16 protein-coding genes and 2 tRNA genes are annotated in these 16,988 nt (G+C 60.2%); 14 read left to right on the forward strand and 4 right to left on the reverse strand.

Annotated features, from left to right (window positions below):
• Positions 1 to 123: 123 nt before the first annotated feature.
• The 5 genes from EI983_RS00775 to EI983_RS00795 all read left to right on the forward strand — a co-directional run bounded on the left by EI983_RS00775 (position 124) and on the right by EI983_RS00795 (position 4,242).
• Positions 124 to 1,842 (forward strand): acyl-CoA dehydrogenase, encoded by a 1,719-nt coding sequence (locus tag EI983_RS00775; protein WP_157705363.1) that lies wholly within the window; start codon positions 124 to 126, stop codon positions 1,840 to 1,842.
• Positions 1,839 to 2,885 carry an MBL fold metallo-hydrolase gene (locus EI983_RS00780; RefSeq protein ID WP_157705365.1) on the forward strand — a complete coding sequence of 349 codons (1,047 nt, stop codon included), beginning with the start codon at positions 1,839 to 1,841 and terminating at the stop codon, positions 2,883 to 2,885. Before EI983_RS00775 ends, EI983_RS00780 begins: the two co-directional genes overlap by 4 nt.
• Positions 2,882 to 3,364, forward strand: a complete 483-nt coding sequence (locus EI983_RS00785) for a hypothetical protein (RefSeq protein WP_157705367.1) — start codon at positions 2,882 to 2,884, stop codon at positions 3,362 to 3,364. Before EI983_RS00780 ends, EI983_RS00785 begins: the two co-directional genes overlap by 4 nt.
• Positions 3,365 to 3,463: 99 nt before the next feature.
• A complete protein-coding gene (locus tag EI983_RS00790; RefSeq protein WP_343038621.1) occupies positions 3,464 to 3,574 on the forward strand; it encodes an aa3-type cytochrome c oxidase subunit IV in 111 nt (36 codons plus the stop codon).
• A gap of 32 nt (positions 3,575 to 3,606) precedes the next feature.
• Positions 3,607 to 4,242, forward strand: coding sequence for a hypothetical protein (locus tag EI983_RS00795; protein WP_157705371.1), 636 nt, complete (start codon positions 3,607 to 3,609; stop codon positions 4,240 to 4,242).
• Between the two features lie 31 nt (positions 4,243 to 4,273).
• On the opposite strand, the gene EI983_RS00800 is transcribed toward EI983_RS00795, so the two are convergent.
• Positions 4,274 to 5,122: a methylated-DNA--[protein]-cysteine S-methyltransferase gene (locus tag EI983_RS00800; RefSeq protein WP_157705373.1), complete on the reverse strand. Its 849-nt coding sequence runs from the start codon at positions 5,120 to 5,122 to the stop codon at positions 4,274 to 4,276.
• A gap of 128 nt (positions 5,123 to 5,250) precedes the next feature.
• Here EI983_RS00800 and EI983_RS00805 point away from each other — a divergent pair, with 128 nt between their 5' ends.
• The 6 genes from EI983_RS00805 to EI983_RS00830 all read left to right on the forward strand — a co-directional run bounded on the left by EI983_RS00805 (position 5,251) and on the right by EI983_RS00830 (position 10,405).
• Entirely contained in the window at positions 5,251 to 7,122 is a 1,872-nt protein-coding gene (locus tag EI983_RS00805; protein WP_157705375.1) for a hypothetical protein, read from the forward strand.
• 374 nt (positions 7,123 to 7,496) lie between these two features.
• Complete coding sequence (gene nth / locus EI983_RS00810) at positions 7,497 to 8,141, forward strand: endonuclease III (protein WP_157705377.1); 645 nt, start codon at positions 7,497 to 7,499, stop codon at positions 8,139 to 8,141.
• Complete coding sequence (locus EI983_RS00815) at positions 8,138 to 9,124, forward strand: adenosine kinase (RefSeq protein ID WP_157705379.1); 987 nt, start codon at positions 8,138 to 8,140, stop codon at positions 9,122 to 9,124. The genes nth and EI983_RS00815 overlap by 4 nt, the downstream gene beginning before the upstream one ends.
• A 445-nt stretch (positions 9,125 to 9,569) precedes the next feature.
• Positions 9,570 to 9,644 (forward strand) — tRNA-Lys (locus EI983_RS00820).
• A gap of 8 nt (positions 9,645 to 9,652) precedes the next feature.
• A tRNA-Asp gene (locus EI983_RS00825) sits at positions 9,653 to 9,727 on the forward strand.
• Between the two features lie 141 nt (positions 9,728 to 9,868).
• The gene (locus EI983_RS00830; RefSeq protein ID WP_157705381.1) at positions 9,869 to 10,405 is read left to right on the forward strand and encodes a flavodoxin domain-containing protein; all 537 of its coding nucleotides are present in this window, start codon (positions 9,869 to 9,871) and stop codon (positions 10,403 to 10,405) included.
• A gap of 123 nt (positions 10,406 to 10,528) precedes the next feature.
• Here the strand turns inward: EI983_RS00830 and EI983_RS00835 are convergent, their stop codons facing one another.
• Positions 10,529 to 11,347 (reverse strand): sulfotransferase family protein, encoded by an 819-nt coding sequence (locus tag EI983_RS00835; protein ID WP_198389352.1) that lies wholly within the window; start codon positions 11,345 to 11,347, stop codon positions 10,529 to 10,531.
• A gap of 153 nt (positions 11,348 to 11,500) precedes the next feature.
• Here EI983_RS00835 and EI983_RS00840 point away from each other — a divergent pair, with 153 nt between their 5' ends.
• Positions 11,501 to 13,078 (forward strand): DUF5928 domain-containing protein, encoded by a 1,578-nt coding sequence (locus EI983_RS00840; RefSeq protein WP_157705383.1) that lies wholly within the window; start codon positions 11,501 to 11,503, stop codon positions 13,076 to 13,078.
• A gap of 8 nt (positions 13,079 to 13,086) precedes the next feature.
• Complete coding sequence (locus EI983_RS00845) at positions 13,087 to 13,467, forward strand: histidine triad nucleotide-binding protein (RefSeq protein WP_157705385.1); 381 nt, start codon at positions 13,087 to 13,089, stop codon at positions 13,465 to 13,467.
• Positions 13,468 to 13,620: 153 nt separating this feature from the next.
• Here the strand turns inward: EI983_RS00845 and panC are convergent, their stop codons facing one another.
• Complete coding sequence (panC, locus tag EI983_RS00850) at positions 13,621 to 14,463, reverse strand: pantoate--beta-alanine ligase (protein WP_157705387.1); 843 nt, start codon at positions 14,461 to 14,463, stop codon at positions 13,621 to 13,623.
• Positions 14,460 to 15,287, reverse strand: coding sequence for a 3-methyl-2-oxobutanoate hydroxymethyltransferase (gene panB / locus EI983_RS00855; RefSeq protein ID WP_157705389.1), 828 nt, complete (start codon positions 15,285 to 15,287; stop codon positions 14,460 to 14,462). Before panB ends, panC begins: the two co-directional genes overlap by 4 nt.
• A 194-nt stretch (positions 15,288 to 15,481) precedes the next feature.
• On the opposite strand from panB, the gene EI983_RS00860 reads away from it, so the two are divergent.
• Positions 15,482 to 16,912: an ABC transporter substrate-binding protein gene (locus tag EI983_RS00860; protein WP_157708940.1), complete on the forward strand. Its 1,431-nt coding sequence runs from the start codon at positions 15,482 to 15,484 to the stop codon at positions 16,910 to 16,912.
• Positions 16,913 to 16,988: the final 76 nt, after the last annotated feature.

Genomic DNA, 16,988 nt, shown 5'->3' on the forward strand with positions numbered 1-16,988 from the left:
CTGACGTGGCGTTTCGGTTGCTGGCCCTGACGCCATCACTAGGCTAGGGCTGAAAGGCACTGCATAGAGGCGGCAGGCTGCCTTGCCAAGCGCCCGCGCAATGAATTGAACGAGGAGGAGCGCATGACATATCGCGCACCGGTTGAGGATTATCTCTTTTTGCTGACCCACGTCGTCGGATTGGATCAGGTGACGGCGACCGACAAATTTGCCGAGGCCACGCCCGACATGGCGTCGGCCATTCTTACCGAAGCCGGGCGCATGTGCGAAGACGTGCTGGCCCCGCTGCAACGGGCGGGTGACACGCACCCGGCGGTTCTGGAAAACGGGGTCGTGCGCACCTCGCCCGGTTTCGCCGAAGGATACCAGGCCATTGCCGATGGTGGCTGGGTGGCGATCTCGGCCGATCCGGCCTATGGCGGCATGGGCCTGCCGCTGTGCCTGACCACTGCCGTGAACGAGATGATGAGCGGGGCCTGCCTGAGCCTGCAGCTGAACCCGCTGATGACTCAGGGCCAGATCGAGGCGTTGGAGAACCATGCCAGCGACGAGATCAGACAGACCTATCTGCCCAAGCTGGTCAGCGGGGAGTGGTGCGGCACCATGAACCTCACAGAGGCGCAGGCGGGCAGCGACGTGGGCGCTCTGCGCTCCAAGGCCGAGCGTAATGATGACGGCAGCTATTCGATCACCGGGCAGAAGATCTTCATCTCGTGGGGTGACAACGACTTTACCGGGAATGTCTGTCACCTCGTCCTGGCGCGTCTGCCCGATGGCGGCCCCGGCACCAAGGGGATCAGCCTGTTCATCGTGCCGAAATTCATTCCTGACGCCGAGGGCAACCCGGGCGAGCGTAACAGCCTGAGCGTGGTCAGCCTGGAACACAAGATGGGCTTGCATGGCAGCCCGACGGCGGTGATGCAGTATGACGGCGCGAAGGGCTGGCTGATCGGCGAGGAACATGACGGTATACGTTGCATGTTCACCATGATGAACAACGCGCGGCTGGGTGTGGGCGTGCAGGGTATCGGCGCCGCTGAAGGGGCTTATCAGCATGCGCTCGCCTATGCGCTGGAGCGCAAGCAGGGCCGTACGCCGCTGCATGACGGGGCAGGCACGATCCTGGATCATGCCAATGTGCGCCGGATGATGGCCACGATGAAGGCCGATGCCTTTGCTGCCCGCGCCATTGCGCTGGCCAATGCTGTGGCGATCGACATGGCCCATGCCACGGGGTCGTCAGACTGGCAGGCGCGCGCGGCATTTCTGACGCCGATCACCAAGGGCTTCGGGACAGAGATCGGCATCAACCTGGCCAATCTTGGCATGCAGGTCCATGGCGGCATGGGATATATCGAAGAGACGGGCGCGGCGCAGTTCCTCCGCGACGTACGTGTCACGGCGATCTATGAGGGCACCAACGGGATCCAGTCGATGGACCTTGTGGGCCGCAAGCTGGCCGATGGCGGCGAGGCGGCGGCGGTGTTGCTCGATGAGATCGAAGAACAGGCCGAAGCGGCACGTCAGAGCCTGCCCGATCTGGCGGAACCGGTCTGGCAAGCCACCGAAAGCCTGCGCGAGGCGACCGAGTGGATGGTGGCGCAGGACAACATGAACGACCGCTTTGCCGGCTCTGTACCCTTCCTTCGTGCCTTCGCCCGTGTGCTGGGCGGGCACTATCACCTTGCCGCGGCCCTGGCCGAGGGGGGCGATGGTTCGCGCACCCGCCTCGCGCGGTTCTATATCCGGGCGTTGCTTCCCCAATATGCCGCCTATCTGGCTCATGCCACGCTGGGTGCCACGGATCTCTATGCTCTGACCGAGGAAGACCTCGGCGCATGAAGGACGCCACATTACAGCCGATGCGCTTCCCTTGGCCCGAACCGCCCGCCCATGGCGAATCCATAGAGGTGGCGAAAGGCGTGCTCTGGATCAGGCTTCCGCTGCCCATGGCGCTGGATCATGTGAATATCTACGCGCTGGACGAAGGTGACAGCTGGTCCATCGTTGACACCGGCATCCACTCGCGCCGCTCAGTGACCCTTTGGGAGCAGGTGCTTGCCGGGCCATTGCAGGGCAAGCCGGTCAGCCGCGTGATCCTCACCCATCACCATCCTGATCATGTGGGCATGGCGGGCTGGCTGATGGCGCGCTTCGGTGCCGAACTTGTCACCACCCGCACTGCCTGGCTGATGGCGCGAATGCTGATCCTGGACCAAGAGGAACGCCCGACCGAGCAGGCGCTGCGCCATTGGCGCCGTGCGGGGATGGACCCCGAGATTTACGAGCAGCGCAAGAATGACCGGCCCTATAATTTCGCCGATGTCTGCGCGCCCCTGCCGGTGGGCTATACCCGGCTGAAACAGGATGACACGCTCACCTCTGCGGGCCGCACATGGGACGTGCATATCGGCAATGGCCACGCGCCCGAGCATCTGACGCTCTGGAGCCGGGACGATAATCTTGTCATAGCTGGCGATCAGATCATCAGTTCGATCAGCCCCAATATCGGCGTTTATCCGACCGAGCCCGAGGCCGACCCGGTGGCCGACTGGCTGGAGGCTTGCGACCGGCTCTCGTGCCTCGCGCGCGAGGATCATCTCGTGCTTTCAGGGCATAAACTGCCCTTCACCGGGCTGCCTGTCCGCATGCGCCAGCTTATCGAGAATCACCATGGCGCCCTGGCGCGCCTGCTGGCGCATCTCGATACGCCAAAGGTCGCTTCAGAGTGCTTTGCGCCGCTCTTCAAACGAAAAATTGATGGCGGGATCTACGGATTGGCCCTTGTCGAAGCGGTTGCACATCTCAATCATCTGCATCAGCTTGGTGATGTCACGCGCAGCCTGCGCGACGATGGCGCCTGGCTATGGGAGAGAGCGAAATGAGTGGCACGCAAGACAAGATCGAAACCTCGGTGGAATATGCCGAGGCCGATGTCCTGCCACGCTGCCACGAAATCCACTCCGATCCCGACGCGCGCGCACGATGCCTCGAAGAACGCTCCGCGGCACTGAGACAGGAGCCCATCGCCCGAAAAAGCCCGGCTGAATGGGCTTATGAACGGCTGATTCTCTACATCCAGAACTTCGAGGAAACGCTCGATAACGAGCACGAGATCGCGATGGGATTCACCGGGGCAGAAGCGGGGGTAATGCGGATCGAAGGCATGGGGTACTTTGATCCCGATATCATCACCTTTTACGGCAGCGATCCGACCGGCACCAAAACCCAGCAGATTCAGCATGTCAGTCAGTTGAACGTGATCCTGCGGGCCCTGCCAAAACAGGTGGAAGAAGCCGCGCCGACACGTATCGGCTTTCGACTGGCACAAGCTTTGGAGCAGGATGACGCACAGGGCGACTAGGGCGTGACAGCCCGGATCAAATACAGTATCCAACGCTCGATTTACACGTGACGATCAACGGGGAACTTGAATAACATGGCAGATCACAAGCACGGCGAAATGAACATCGACGTTCAAGAGAAGACCTTTGCAGGCTTCGTGAAATGGGTCACCTGGGGCGCGATCGTTTCGATCGGCGTGCTGGTGTTTCTTGCGCTGGTCAATTCCTGATCCGGCGCACTAACATCTGAGAGGTAGGGAGTATGTTGCAGCGCCTGTTGGCCGGGATGATCGGTTTGTTGATGTTGGCCGGTTGCGGTGTGGAACCGGTATTCGCACCTGAGGAGTTTGTGCGCTCCAAGATCTACCGCCATGACGGCCCGCCACGGCTTACCCTCTACACGATGATCAACAACTCGACCGGAGCGGGGGCGCATACCTCGCTCATGGTCAATGGCTCGCAGCGTGTCATCTTTGACCCGGCGGGCTCTTTTGCCCATGAAACGCTGCCAGAGCGCAACGACGTTGTCTTTGGCATCACTCCGGCCGTCGCGGATGTCTATACACGCTATCACGCGCGCGAGACGTTTCATGTCCGCGTGCAGGAGCTTGATGTCTCACCCGAACTGGCCGAGGCCGTGCTGCGGGCGGTGATGGCATATGGGGCTGTTCCGCGGGCGCAATGCGCCTTGAGCACCTCGACGATCCTGTCGGAATTCTTCCCGGGGACGATCAAGCGCGGCTGGTATCCCAAGAAGCTTGCGGATGACTTCCAAACCATCCCGGGCGTGACCAGCCGGACGCTGCGCGAGTATGACAGCGACGACAATCGCGGCGTGCTGGCAAACTGGGATCCCGAGCGCCTCGCCGCCGAGAAGGCCACCGCTGACGCGGAATGAGCCCTTTGTCCCGGACCTGGTCCGGGGCATATCACGCCTCCGCCCGGGCGCTTTCCCAGGCGAGGATCGCCCGTTTCACGGGCAGCCCCCAATGATAGCCCCCCAGTCCGCCGGATTTCCGCAAGGCCCGGTGACACGGGATGAGATAGCTCACCGGGTTACGCCCGACCGCTGTACCCACCGCGCGTACCGCCTTGGGGCTGCCAATGCTCTGAGCAATCTCCGAATAGGTGGTCACTTGCCCTGACGGGATGTGCAGCAGGGCCTCCCAGACCTTGATCTGAAACGGCGCGCCGATCAGGTAAAGCGGCGTGCGCTCTCCCCCTGTCCCACCGGCACCAAATGCGGCCTCCACCCAGTCACGCAGCATCATCGGGTCTTCGACATATGCCGCCTTGGGCCATCGCGAGACCAGATCTTCCATGGTCGCCTCTTCACCCGCTTCCGCGGCAAAGCCGATCCCGCAAATCCCTCTCTCGGTACCCATGACGAGCGCGAGTCCAAACGGGCTGTCAAACCAACCCCAGTAAATCTTCAGACCTTCGCCTTTGCGAGCGAATTCGCCCGGGCTCATCGCTTCCCAGCGCAGGAAGAGGTCATGCAAGCGCCCGGAACCGCTGAGGCCCAGCTCATGCGCTGTGCCCAGCGTCGTAAAACGCTGTGCAAGCAAGGTCTTGGCATGGCCGAGCGCCAGATATTGCTGATAGCGCTTCGGAGATACGCCGACCCATTGTGTGAAGAGCCTCTGAAAATGTGCCGGGCTCATCTGCATCTCAGTTGCGAGGTCGTTCAGACTCAGCGCATCTTCGGCGTCGTCGATCAACTCAATCGCCCGGCGCATGACATGGTAGTGATAGCTCTGGTTTGGCTCGGCATTCATCGGTCTAACCTCATCTTGTTCCGCCAAGATACGCCCGCGCCACGGCCCTTGCGACCCGAATATTGCGGTTTGACCCTCCGCACCTTATCTCTCTGCCAGGGCGTTTTGCCCATCCAGGGACGGCGTTGATGCGATTACTCCTGAAGCTTTCTGCTCTTGCCATCTCTACGCTGACGCCTCTTGAGGCGCGCGCCTGCTGGGAGGCGCCGACACCCGAGTGTTTCACCGCGAAGGCCAACGAAATGACGCTGGCCTATCATGCCGAGGGCCCGGCGCTGGCGCGGTTGCACGACCTGATCGCCTGGGACATGCTGCCGTCCGACGCCGCTGCGGCCCGTATCATGCTCAATGGGCTGACTTATGAGGATCTGATCGCCTACCACGCCGCCGATGATCCGGGTGCGCCAGATGACGATAGTTTCGAACGCGCGCTTCTCCTGACGCTGGGCCTCGTCGATCCCGGAGCTGTCGAGCCGGTCCCGGGCGAGGATCTGTTGGCGATATATTCCCTCGCCCTGCAAACTGAGGACCCGGTGCTTGCCGCGCGCTGGTACGACCACTTGCCGGATTACCTTGCCGCTACGTCAGGTCTGCCTGCACCGGACGGGGCTGATGCAAAACCCGCCGACCCCTATGCCGAGGCGCAGGCAGAGGCCATCAGTGCGTTGACCCACTTGCGTGAAGGACGAATTGAGGCGTCTGTCGAACGCGCGACCGGCCTGAGCGGAGAGGCGGGTTTTCTGATCTGGCGGGCGCTCGCACGCCATGCCATTGACACCGAAGACATGACGCTGCTCACCCGTGCCGTCGCCGGGATGCAGACCGCGCTGACCCCGCCCGAGGAACAGCCATTTGACGAAGAAACTTTCGCCCTCGCGCTGGAGGCGGCCGAGCGGGAATTCGCGCGCACAGGCGACCCCGACGCCATGGCACATGTCTATGAGATGTTCGACACCCACACCGCCGCGCTGCCTACCGGGGCTGCGCTTACTGCGGCGCTTGCCCGCCGCTACCTGATGCGTGAGACGGGACAAACGGGAGAAGATGGTTTTGATGCCGCGCTCGCGGATATGGCCCGCGCCATGCGCACGGGTGAAGACGAGGATGACGCGACGCCAATGCGCAATGCCCGTACAGCCTTGCGGCTTGGACTGGAAGCCGAGGCCGACGCGTTGATCGAGATGGTTTTTGCCACATATCCAGGCGTGCCCCGACTGTTTCTCTCTGATTTGCCTGGTGCATCCGCCCCCTGGGCCAATGCCTGGCTTGACCGGATGTTGATCCGATACGACACGATCACGGCTGATCCCTCGGCTTTTGAAGCGCGCCCGTACTGGAGCCTCTGGTCCGATCAGGACGCGCTGGACGGCGCTATCGCAATCACCCGACGCCTTGCGCTTTATGGCCGCCATGACGAGGCACGGGAATTTGCCCATCGCGCGCTGGGACATATCGCCCGTGTGACCGGTGGTGCAATGCTGCCGGACGGGATCAGCCAGTCAGCGACATTCGAAGCTGAGACAGCACCGGTCCTGCTGGCCCCTCAGGATGCGGTCACCCGGATGCAGGCGCTGGGTTATGACGCGGTCCGCATGGCTTATGCGCTGGCCGATGCCGGGCAATACCTGCCTGCGCTTGCGCTGATCCGGGAGGTGGACGGGGTTCGGCCGCTCGGCCACTGGATCAATGAGGTCACACGCGTTCCCGACCCCATGAAGCATGACTATCTGCAGCTGTTGTCCCGTCTGATCGAAGAGGAAATCACCCGGCTCGCTGCCGCCGCCCGCCCTGATCTCGGACAGGAGCTTCGCGTGCTGGCCGTGTCGTTCCACGCCGGTCAGGGCGATATGGCCACAGCCAGGCGATATTTCGAGCAGATCGAGTCCACTGGCACGACACCCGCCATCTATTATCAGCTCGCAGCCCTGCGCGGCACCGCCCGCACGCTTGATCCGGCGCTGCGCCCGGTGGCCTATCCCTACGACGACTTTGCGCTTTGACAGGGGCCACCAAAGCATTGCCACGGCCGCGCCGTGGCGGGTGTGATCCATTCACGAGGCAGGATGTGGGATCGCCCCAAATCTCCGGATGTATGTCTTCAACACCACAGACATCGCCGCTGGGGGCGAACACCGCTCGTTCTCTGTAATCCGTCTTCGTCAGGGCCTTTTCGGGAGAGATCGCCACGAGGATCAGCCTTGAACTGTTGCAGGCATGGTCAGGATCTGTTTCCCGCAAGGGCTGAGCGACCTTGAAGTCTGGCTCAGCACGCCTCGGGCGCGCCGCGGTACGCCAGAGCCCGATCCTTCCCGAACGGGACACCCCAGTTGCGTTCGTGTTGCGCTTGCATGGATTTCCCGGCATAGGGACGGGTATGGCCAAACAACTGGATTATCATACCATCCGCGCAATGTTCGAGCGCTTCCACGCCGCAGAGCCCGAGCCAAAGGGCGAGCTTGAGCATGTGAATGTCTACACACTGGTTGTGGCTGTGGCGCTTTCGGCTCAGGCAACTGATGCGGGGGTCAACAAGGCCACGCGCACGCTTTTCAAGGTGGCCGACACACCGCAGAAGATGCTCGATCTGGGCCTTGAGGGGCTGACTGAACATATCAAGACCATCGGCCTTTTCCGCCAGAAGGCGAAAAATGTCATGAAGCTGAGCCAGATTCTTGTCGATGAGTATGGCGGCGAAGTGCCAAATTCGCGCGCCGCGCTGCAATCGCTTCCGGGTGTGGGCCGCAAGACGGCCAACGTGGTGCTCAACATGTGGTGGGGTATGCCCACGCAGGCGGTCGATACCCATATCTTCCGTGTCGGTAACCGCACGGGCATCTGCCCAGGCAAGGACGTGAATGCCGTCGAGCGCGCCATCGAAGACAACATCCCGGCTGATTTTCAGCATCACGCCCATCACTGGTTGATCCTGCATGGCCGCTATACCTGCAAGGCACGCAAACCTGCCTGCGGCACCTGCCTAATCCGTGACCTTTGCCCCTTTGAGGACAAGACCCTATGACCAAGTATCAAGCCGTTGGCATCGGAAATGCCGTTGTCGATGTTATCTGCCAATCCGACGATGCCTTCCTCTCTCGCATGGGGATCGAGAAGGGCATCATGCAGCTCATCGAAATGGAACGTGCCGAGTTTCTCTATGAGAACATGACGGAACGCACCCAGATGGCGGGTGGGTCGGTGGCCAACACGATCGCGGGCCTCGGTGCGCTGGGGCTGAGCACCGCCTTTATCGGACGGGTCTGCGACGACGGTCCGGGCCGAGACTACGTGCGCGAGATGTCAGACGTCGGCACCGATTTTGTCAACGCGCCCGTGACGGGCGGTGAATTGCCGACCTCGCGGTCGATGATCTTTGTCTCGCCCGATGGCGAGCGGTCAATGAACACCTATCTCGGCATTTCGACCGAGCTTGGCCCCGAGGACGTACCGGAAGAGGTGGCCGGCGGCTGCGGCCTGCTGGTTCTGGAGGGCTATCTTTTCGACAAAGACAAGGGCAAGGCTGCCTTCCTGGAAGCCGCGCGCGATTGTCGCGCGGGTGGTGGCAAGGCGGGGATTTCGCTCTCCGATCCGTTCTGCGTCGACCGTCACCGCGACGATTTTCGGCGTCTGGTGCGTGAACTCGACTACGTGATCGGGAATGACCATGAATGGCTGTCTCTGTACCAGACCGAAGACCTCGGTGCCGCGCTGGAGCAAGCCGCGGCAGAGAGTGGCCTTGTCGTCTGTACTCGCTCGGGCGAGGACGTGGTGATTGTCGAAGGCGAAGAAACCGTGCGCGTCCCGGTGGACGAGATCACCCCGGTGGATACCACCGGTGCGGGCGATCAGTTCGCCGCAGGCTTCCTTTATGGCGTGGCCACGGGCGCGCCTCTGGCAGTGGCGGGCCGCATGGGTTGTATCGCCGCAGCGGAGGTTATCGCGCATTACGGTGCCCGCCCCGAGGCCGATGTGCTGGCCATGTTCCGGGCTGAGGGGTTGATCTGACCCTTCGCGGGGCTTGAATAAGCGATGTGAGATGCTGTAAGCCCCCGGGATCGAAAGGACACGCGATGTTTTTGACCTGTTCAGAACGAGACTGCATGACCACCGCTCCGGAGGCGCGCGCGGGCTCTTTCTGCGTGTTCTGACGTCAGAAGCTTTTTAAGCTTTCTAACACCGGGCGGCACCATGAGGGGCCGCCTTTTCTTTTGCCCATAGAGGAGATTCAGGCTGTGACCCATCAGCCCTGCGAAGAGCCCGACGATATCGAGGAGACCGCGAATCCTTTCGTGGCCTCCTGCGCGTGGCACAGACCCATACGACACCGGCGCACCGGCTTTCCGCGAGACCACCTTGGTTATCGCGCCGATCAATATTTGTATAACGTATTGAAAATAAATATATAATTGAAATTTTGTCTGCGCTGCCTTAGATATCGGTCACCCCATAAGGGGCGTTCGTCTAGTGGTCAGGACACCTGTCTTTTGAACGGACAACACGGGTTCGACTCCCGTTCGCCCTACCATGGATCGGGGTCGCGTAGCTCAATGGGAGAGCGCCGGATTGTCTATCCGGGTGTTGCGGGTTCGAATCCCGTCGCGACCGCCAACCTCTTTGATCTCCAGAGCAGACCCGGTCATTCCGCTATAAAATTGAGGAGACGCCGCCCGCTCTTTCGGGCCCTCCGGTGATTTGAGCGCGGGATTGTGTTACAATACCCGAAAGACGCGCCTGGAAAGGAGCCTGAACATGTCCATTCTCATCCTGTACGCCAGCGTCGAAGGTCAGACAGGCAAGATTGTGCATCACCTCGCACGTATCCTTCGTAAACGTGGGCTGGAGGCGGCACTGGTTGATGTCGGCGAGCGTAACGCAAAGGTGTCCTACGATGGGGTAAGTCACGTCATCCTCGCCGCGCCTGTACATGAGCGGCGGCACCCGAAACCGTTCGAGGTGCTGCTCGCGGCCGATCAGGAGGCGCTGACCCGGCTGCCGGTACTGATGATTTCAGTAAGCCTCAAAGCGGCGTTTGCTCAGACCAGGGAGGAGGCGCAGGATTTTCTTGACGAGATGAAACTGCGCACCGGCCTTGCGCCCGATGCCGAACTGCTTGTCGCAGGGGCCGTGCATCCGCAGGCTTACGACTACTACGCAGATCAGATTATGCGTCACGTGGTGCTGCGAGGTCAGAAGATCGATCCGCATAGTGAGCATGAATTCACCGACTGGGACGCTCTTGATCGCGACGTTCTGGCCTTTGTCGAGAGCGCAAGGACCAGCGCCTGATCCCCCGCCTGGAACCGGCGGTTTTCAAAATGAGTGGCCTTACCAAGCCGTTTGGCTCGGTTGGCGGGACAGCTTCTCATGCCCCCAGTTTTCTGGCCAAAAGCCGCAGAAGGCGATGAACAATCACCCGCCGAGCTTGGCGTGTACCTCGTCGAGGTCGATCTCGCCGATTGGCATCTTGTTTGAGGGATCATCAAAGTCGTATTTGAACAGCTCGAAATCGCGGTGATAGATTTCCTTGATCAGATGCATCGACAAATCGTCGAAATACTCCTCGACCGGATGTGCGCGTTTGGGGCCGTGGCCTTCGCTTTCGTTGAAGCGCGGGATATCCGCCAGGTCCACCGGCGTGGGTGTTTTGATAGCCTTCAAAACGTCGCCCATCCCGTCGTTGAAATGCTCGGTCCATATGATCTTGTCATAGGTGCCGCCATTGGCGATGAAGGTCGAAACATGCCCCGACATGGCCGACCAGTGGATATCCGGCTCCATCGGGCGGCGCCAGCGGATCGTGTCGCGCGCAAAGAGCAGAAAACGGCGGAAGCTCTTGATCTGGTCAAACTCCTGCTTGCCGTCATCGCCGCCCACTTCGATCCCGTATTTCTGAATCAAAAGCGGGACCAGTTTGCCGCGGTAGCGTTTGCCGTTGCGCTGTATGCCGCAAATCTTGTCGAAAAAGCTCGAAAGGATGCGCGTATAGGGGTTGCGGACACAGGTGAAGGCGTAAGAGGTGTGGGTCTTCACATTGGCATTGATCAGCTTCTGGCTCTCTTCGCGGGCCCATTTATGCAGCCCATCAGTGGCGTCGTGAATGTCGCCATCGAAGAATGAACCGTGATCGGAGTAATACATGATCTGCCCGATGGTCGAGCAGGCGCATTTCGGCACCACCCGATACACCACACTCTCACTCTCGGTCATCCAGGTGCCTGGGAACCCCATGAACGCTGCCTCCGATGCCTCTGGTCTCCCGTCTTTTACGGGTTTGTTCATTTTTAGCCGGCTAAAATAAGCAAAGAAAGCCTGTTTATTCGCAGCGCCTTCCCCTTTATCAGTGTACACAAACGAGGCGCAATCGAGTTAACCGTTTCCGAAATGGCAAAAATCGCCTTCATATTGCTGTGTCACAAAGACCCGGATGCCATCATCCGTCAGGCCGAGATGCTCACGGCAGCGGGCGATTATATGGCCATTCATTTCGATGCGTCCGCCAAGACAGAGCATTTCAACAAGATCAAGGCTGCTCTGAAGGACAATCCGAATGTCACTTTCGCGCGCAAACGCATTCGCTGCGGCTGGGGGGAGTGGTCTTTGGTGCAGGCCTCGCTTCATGCGGTTGAGGCAGCAGTGGAGCAGTTTCCGCGGGCAACCCATTTTTACATGCTTTCAGGCGATTGCATGGCGATCAAATCTGCCAGATATGCCCATCAGTTTCTGGATGGCGACGATGTCGATTACATCGAAAGCTTTGACTATTTCGAAAGCGACTGGATCAAGACAGGCTGGAAAGAAGAGCGGCTGATTTATCGCCACTGGTTCAATGAGCGCACCCAGAAATGGCGCTTTTACCAGATGTTCGAATGGCAAAAGCGGCTAGGACTCAAACGTGACATTCCCCATGATATTCAGGTCCAGATTGGCAGCCAGTGGTGGTGCCTGCGTCGTCGCACGATCGAATGGATATTGGATTTCATCCGCAAACGCCGAGATGTAATGCGTTTTTTCCGCACCACTTGGATCCCGGATGAGACCTTTTTTCAGACACTGGTGCGCCATCTTGTGCCAGATAAGGAAATCAAGGCGCGCACGCTTACCTTCCTGATGTTCACCGATTATGGCATGCCGGTCACGTTCTACAACGACCACTATGACTTGCTTCTCAGCCAGGACTATCTCTTCGCCCGAAAGATCAGCCCCGAGGCCTTGGAGCTGAAAAAACGGCTCGGGGCGCTCTATGCCGATGATGAGGCCAGCTTCCAGATTTCCAACGAGGGGCGCAACCTGTTCAAATTCCTTACCGAGCGGGGCCGTTCCGGCCGACGCTTCGCGTCTCGCTTCTGGGAGACGGAAAGCACACTCGGGCGTGAACGTGAGCTGATGATCGTGATCTGCAAGAAGTGGCACGTGGCAAAGCGCCTGCTTGAGCGTATCCGACAGGCGACCAATGTGCCGGCGATCGAGTATCTGTTCAATGAAGAAAGCACGGCCCTGCCCGATCTTGGAGGCATTCAGGCCACTATCGGAAAACGCACGCGCCATCGGCGGGCACTGATGCGGATGCTGTTTGACTATTTTGAAACCGACAGGCTGATTGTCTGTATCGACCCGGGAAGTCTGGATCTTCTGCAGGATTTCTGCGGCGACCGGTCGGTCACCAAGCTTCTGGAAGTCCAGTGCAATTTTACCGATGATTATCTGATCGGTCATGCTATGCGCGTGGGGCTGGCCGGTGAACAGACGCCGCCCGATACGCTTGAGCGGCTCCTGCCCACCATCCGGGGCGATATGAACTTTGAAAGTGACCAGATCCGCGATCAGGAGTTTGAGAACCACCTGATCCTGCGCGAAAGCGATCCGAAGGATCACCAGAGCGATCTGTTGTCGCGCTTTCTGAATATCCCGACGGACCGCGCCCGCGAAATTGCTGAACCTGACTATCTTTTTGCAGACTGAGGTGCCCGATGTCCTATGCCTATGATGATCAGAATATCTTCGCCAGGATCCTGCGTGGAGAAATTCCGAATGATACCGTGCTCGAAACGGAGCATACGCTCGCCTTCAATGACATACAGCCGCAAGCCCCGGTGCATGTGCTGGTAATTCCCAAGGGGGCTTATGTGTGTTTCGACCATTTTTGTGCTGAGGCGTCTGACGCAGAGCTGACGGATTTCGCCCGTGCTGCCGCGGAGGTTTGCCGGATCAAGGGTGTCTGCCCCGATGGTTCCGGTGAAGGTTATCGGACCATTTCCAACGCCGGACCCGACGGTGTGCAGGAAGTTCCGCATTATCATCTGCATATTCTGGGCGGCCGTCACATGGGGCCGATGGTGAAGAAGGCGTAAGCCTTTGTGCGGACAAGTCGCGCGTCCCTCCGGCCTCATTCGCCCAACGGCACCTAACCACAGCGATCTTGCGACGGCTCAATGCACGACCTGTCTGAGGGGTATTGATCGCAACAACAGGTGAGGAGGCGTCCTGCGGGCGGACATCGATGTCTAAACGGCGATATTGTCGATCAGGCGCACCCCCGCCAGCCACGCGGCGGCAAACAGACGCGCCGGGCGTGTGGGCGACTTGAGCGTACTCAGGTCATCGGCGGCACGCAGATCGAGATACTCGACCTTGGTAAATCCTGCAGCATCCAGACGGGAGAGGGCCGTGGCATGCAGCTCAGCAAAAGGCTGGCCGTCGCGGAGGCCCTCGGCGACGGCTTCCATCTCCTCATAAAGGGCCGGCGCGCGGGTGCGCGCGCGATCGGAGAGCAGCAGGTTGCGTGAGGACATGGCAAGCCCGTCGATTTCGCGGATGGTCGGGCACCCATGTACGGTGAGCGGGATATCGAGATCGCGCGCAAGGCGGGTCACGACCTGAAGCTGCTGGTAATCCTTTTCGCCAAAGAATGCATCGGTCGCTGAGGTCTGGGTAAAGAGCTTGGTAACAACCGTGGCCACGCCATCGAAATGGCCGGGGCGCATCACGCCGTCCATCACGTCGGTCAGGCCCGCAACGGACACCGTTGTGGCGAAGCCGTCGGGATAGATCTGCGGGCCATCGGGGCAATAGATGGCATCAATTCCGAAACGTTCGAGCTTGCGGGCATCCTCGTCTTCGGTGCGGGGATAATTCTTGAGGTCTTCTTCGGAGTTGAACTGCTTTGGATTCACGAAAATCGTGACGATCACATGATCGCAGACGGTCTTGGCCGCCGCGACGAGGGACAGGTGGCCATCATGCAAGGCCCCCATGGTGGGCACCACACCAATGCGCGCGCCGGAAAGCTGCCAGGGGCGGGTGGTGGCGCGCAACTCTGGCAGAGTGCGAAGGATCGGAGGGATCATTTGGTTGGAGCCTTGTCGGAAAACGTATGTTCAGCTGCGGGAAAGCTGCGGGCGCGCACCTCGTCGGCATAGGCCCGGATGGCGGCGCGGCCATCATCGCCGAGGGTGCCGAAGCGTTTGACGAATTTCGGCTTGAACGCGGTAAAAAGGCCCAGCATGTCATCGACCACAAGGATCTGGCCGTCGCAATTGGGTGAGGCGCCGATGCCGATCGTTGGAATCGTGATCTCGCCCGTGATGGTATCCGCAAGCGTGGCTGGAACCTTTTCCAACACAACCGAGAAGGCTCCGGCGTCTGATACGGCACGGGCATCGGCACGCAGTTGCTCAGCCTGATCGTCGCGGCCCTGGACCTTGTAGCCGCCCAGTGTGTTGATCGACTGGGGCGTGAGGCCAATATGCGCCATGACCGGCACACCGCGCGCAACGAGAAAAGCGATGGTCTCGGCCATATGGGTGCCGCCTTCGAGCTTCACCGCCCCGGCCGAGGTGTCGCGCATCAGAGCCGCCGCGTTGCGAAAGGCTTGCTCGGGGCTTTCTTCGTAAGAGCCGAAAGGCATATCGACCACCAGAAGCGATTTTGTCAGGCCCCGCGCGACGGCTGCGCCATGCAGGGTCATCATCTCCATTGTGACGCCAAGAGTGGAAGGCAGACCATGCAGCACCATGCCGACGCTGTCACCCACCAGCACGAAATCGCAGACCCCATCCATCATCTGCGCCATGGGTGTGGTGTAGGCGGTCAGGCTCACGATGGGCGTGCCGCCTTTCATCGCGCGAATATCGTCGGGCATTGGGGCGGTCTTCTGTGCGGTGGCGCTCATCTGGGGCTCCGGCTATGCTGCATTGCAGCGAAAGCCTATCAAGTCGGACCGGCAAAATCCACCATTCTGTTATCGCGGCATTTTCTTGATTGAAACGTGATTTGGGTGGAAGGTGGGGATACCACTCAGAAACATACGGGAGAAGAGCCATGATACTGCTGAGAAGCGCAACCCTTGCCGGGGTGTTTGGGCTGATGGCCGTCACGGCACAAGCACAAAGCGAGATCGTGGTGGGCCAGCAGCTTGAGCCGCCGCATCTGGACCCGACCAGTGCCGCGGCGGGCGCGATTGACCAGGTGCTTTACTCCAATGTGTTCGAGGGGCTGACGCGCTTCGGCCCCGATGGCGCGGTCAACCCGGGCCTCGCGGAAAGCTGGGAGATTTCGGACGACGGGCTGACCTATACCTTCAAGCTGCATGAGGGCGTGACCTTTCATGACGGGACAGAGCTTGATGCGAGCGATGTGAAATTCACCCTAGACCGGGCGCGGGACGAGACCAGCCAGAACGCGCAAAAGGCCCTCTATGAGGGGATTGCGAATGTCGAAGTGGTGGACGAGCTCACCGTCAAAGTCACGCTGAGCGCGCCAAACGGGAACCTGCTTTTCAACCTGGCCTGGGGTGACGCGGTGATCGTGGCACCGGAAAGCATTGGTGAGATCAAGCAGATGCCGGTGGGCACCGGAGCTTTCAAGTTTGACGACTGGGTGCAGGGGGACCGGATCACCCTGGTGCGTAATGAGGCCTATTGGGGCACGGCGGCAAAGCTCGACAAGGTGACGTTCAAGTTCATATCGGATCCGACCGCGGCCTTCGCCGCGATGATGGCAGAGGATGTCGACGTGTTTGGTGGCTACCCCGCGCCCGAAAACCTGCCGCAATTCGAAGCCGATCCGCGGTTTCAGGTGCTGGTGGGCTCGACCGAAGGCGAGACGATCCTGAGCACCAACAACAAGATGCCGCCGCTCGATGACGTGCGCGTGCGTCAGGCGATTGCCCATGCGATCGACCGTCAGGCGATCATTGATGGCGCGATGTTCGGATTGGGCACGCCCATCGGGACGCATTTCGCACCGCACAATCCCGATTATGTCGATCTGACCGGGGCCTCCGCCTATGACCCTGAGAAAGCGAAAGCGTTGCTGGCCGAGGCAGGGCTGCCGGATGGGTTTAGCACCACGCTGAAGCTGCCTCCGCCATCTTATGCGCGGCGCGGCGGGGAGATCGTCGCGGCGCAGTTGCGCGCGGTGGGGATCGACACCGAGATCAGCAATCTTGAATGGGCGCAATGGTTGGAGCAGGTGTTCAAGGGGAAGGATTATGGCTTGACCATCGTGAGCCATACTGAGCCGTTTGATATCGGGATTTATGCGCGGCCCGATTACTATTTCCAGTATGACAGTGCGGATTTCCAGGCGCTCAACGCGGCGCTGACCGCCGAGACGGACCCGATGAAACGCTCGGATTTGCTGGCGCAAATGCAGACCATGATCGCTCAGGACTATGTGAATGGCTATTTGTTCCAGTTGGCGACGCCCACCGTGGCGAATGCAAAGATTCGAGGGTTGTGGAAGGATGCACCAACCCAGGCGACCGATCTGACCGGGGTGTATTGGGAGGAGTGACCGGTGCCGTTTTCTGCACAGAAAACGGGGCAGAAAATATGCATTTTCTGGCGCGCTGATCCCGGCGTTCCGGCCA

Source organism: Roseovarius faecimaris, assembly GCF_009762325.1.
GTDB classification, from domain to species: Bacteria; Pseudomonadota; Alphaproteobacteria; order Rhodobacterales; family Rhodobacteraceae; genus Roseovarius; species Roseovarius faecimaris.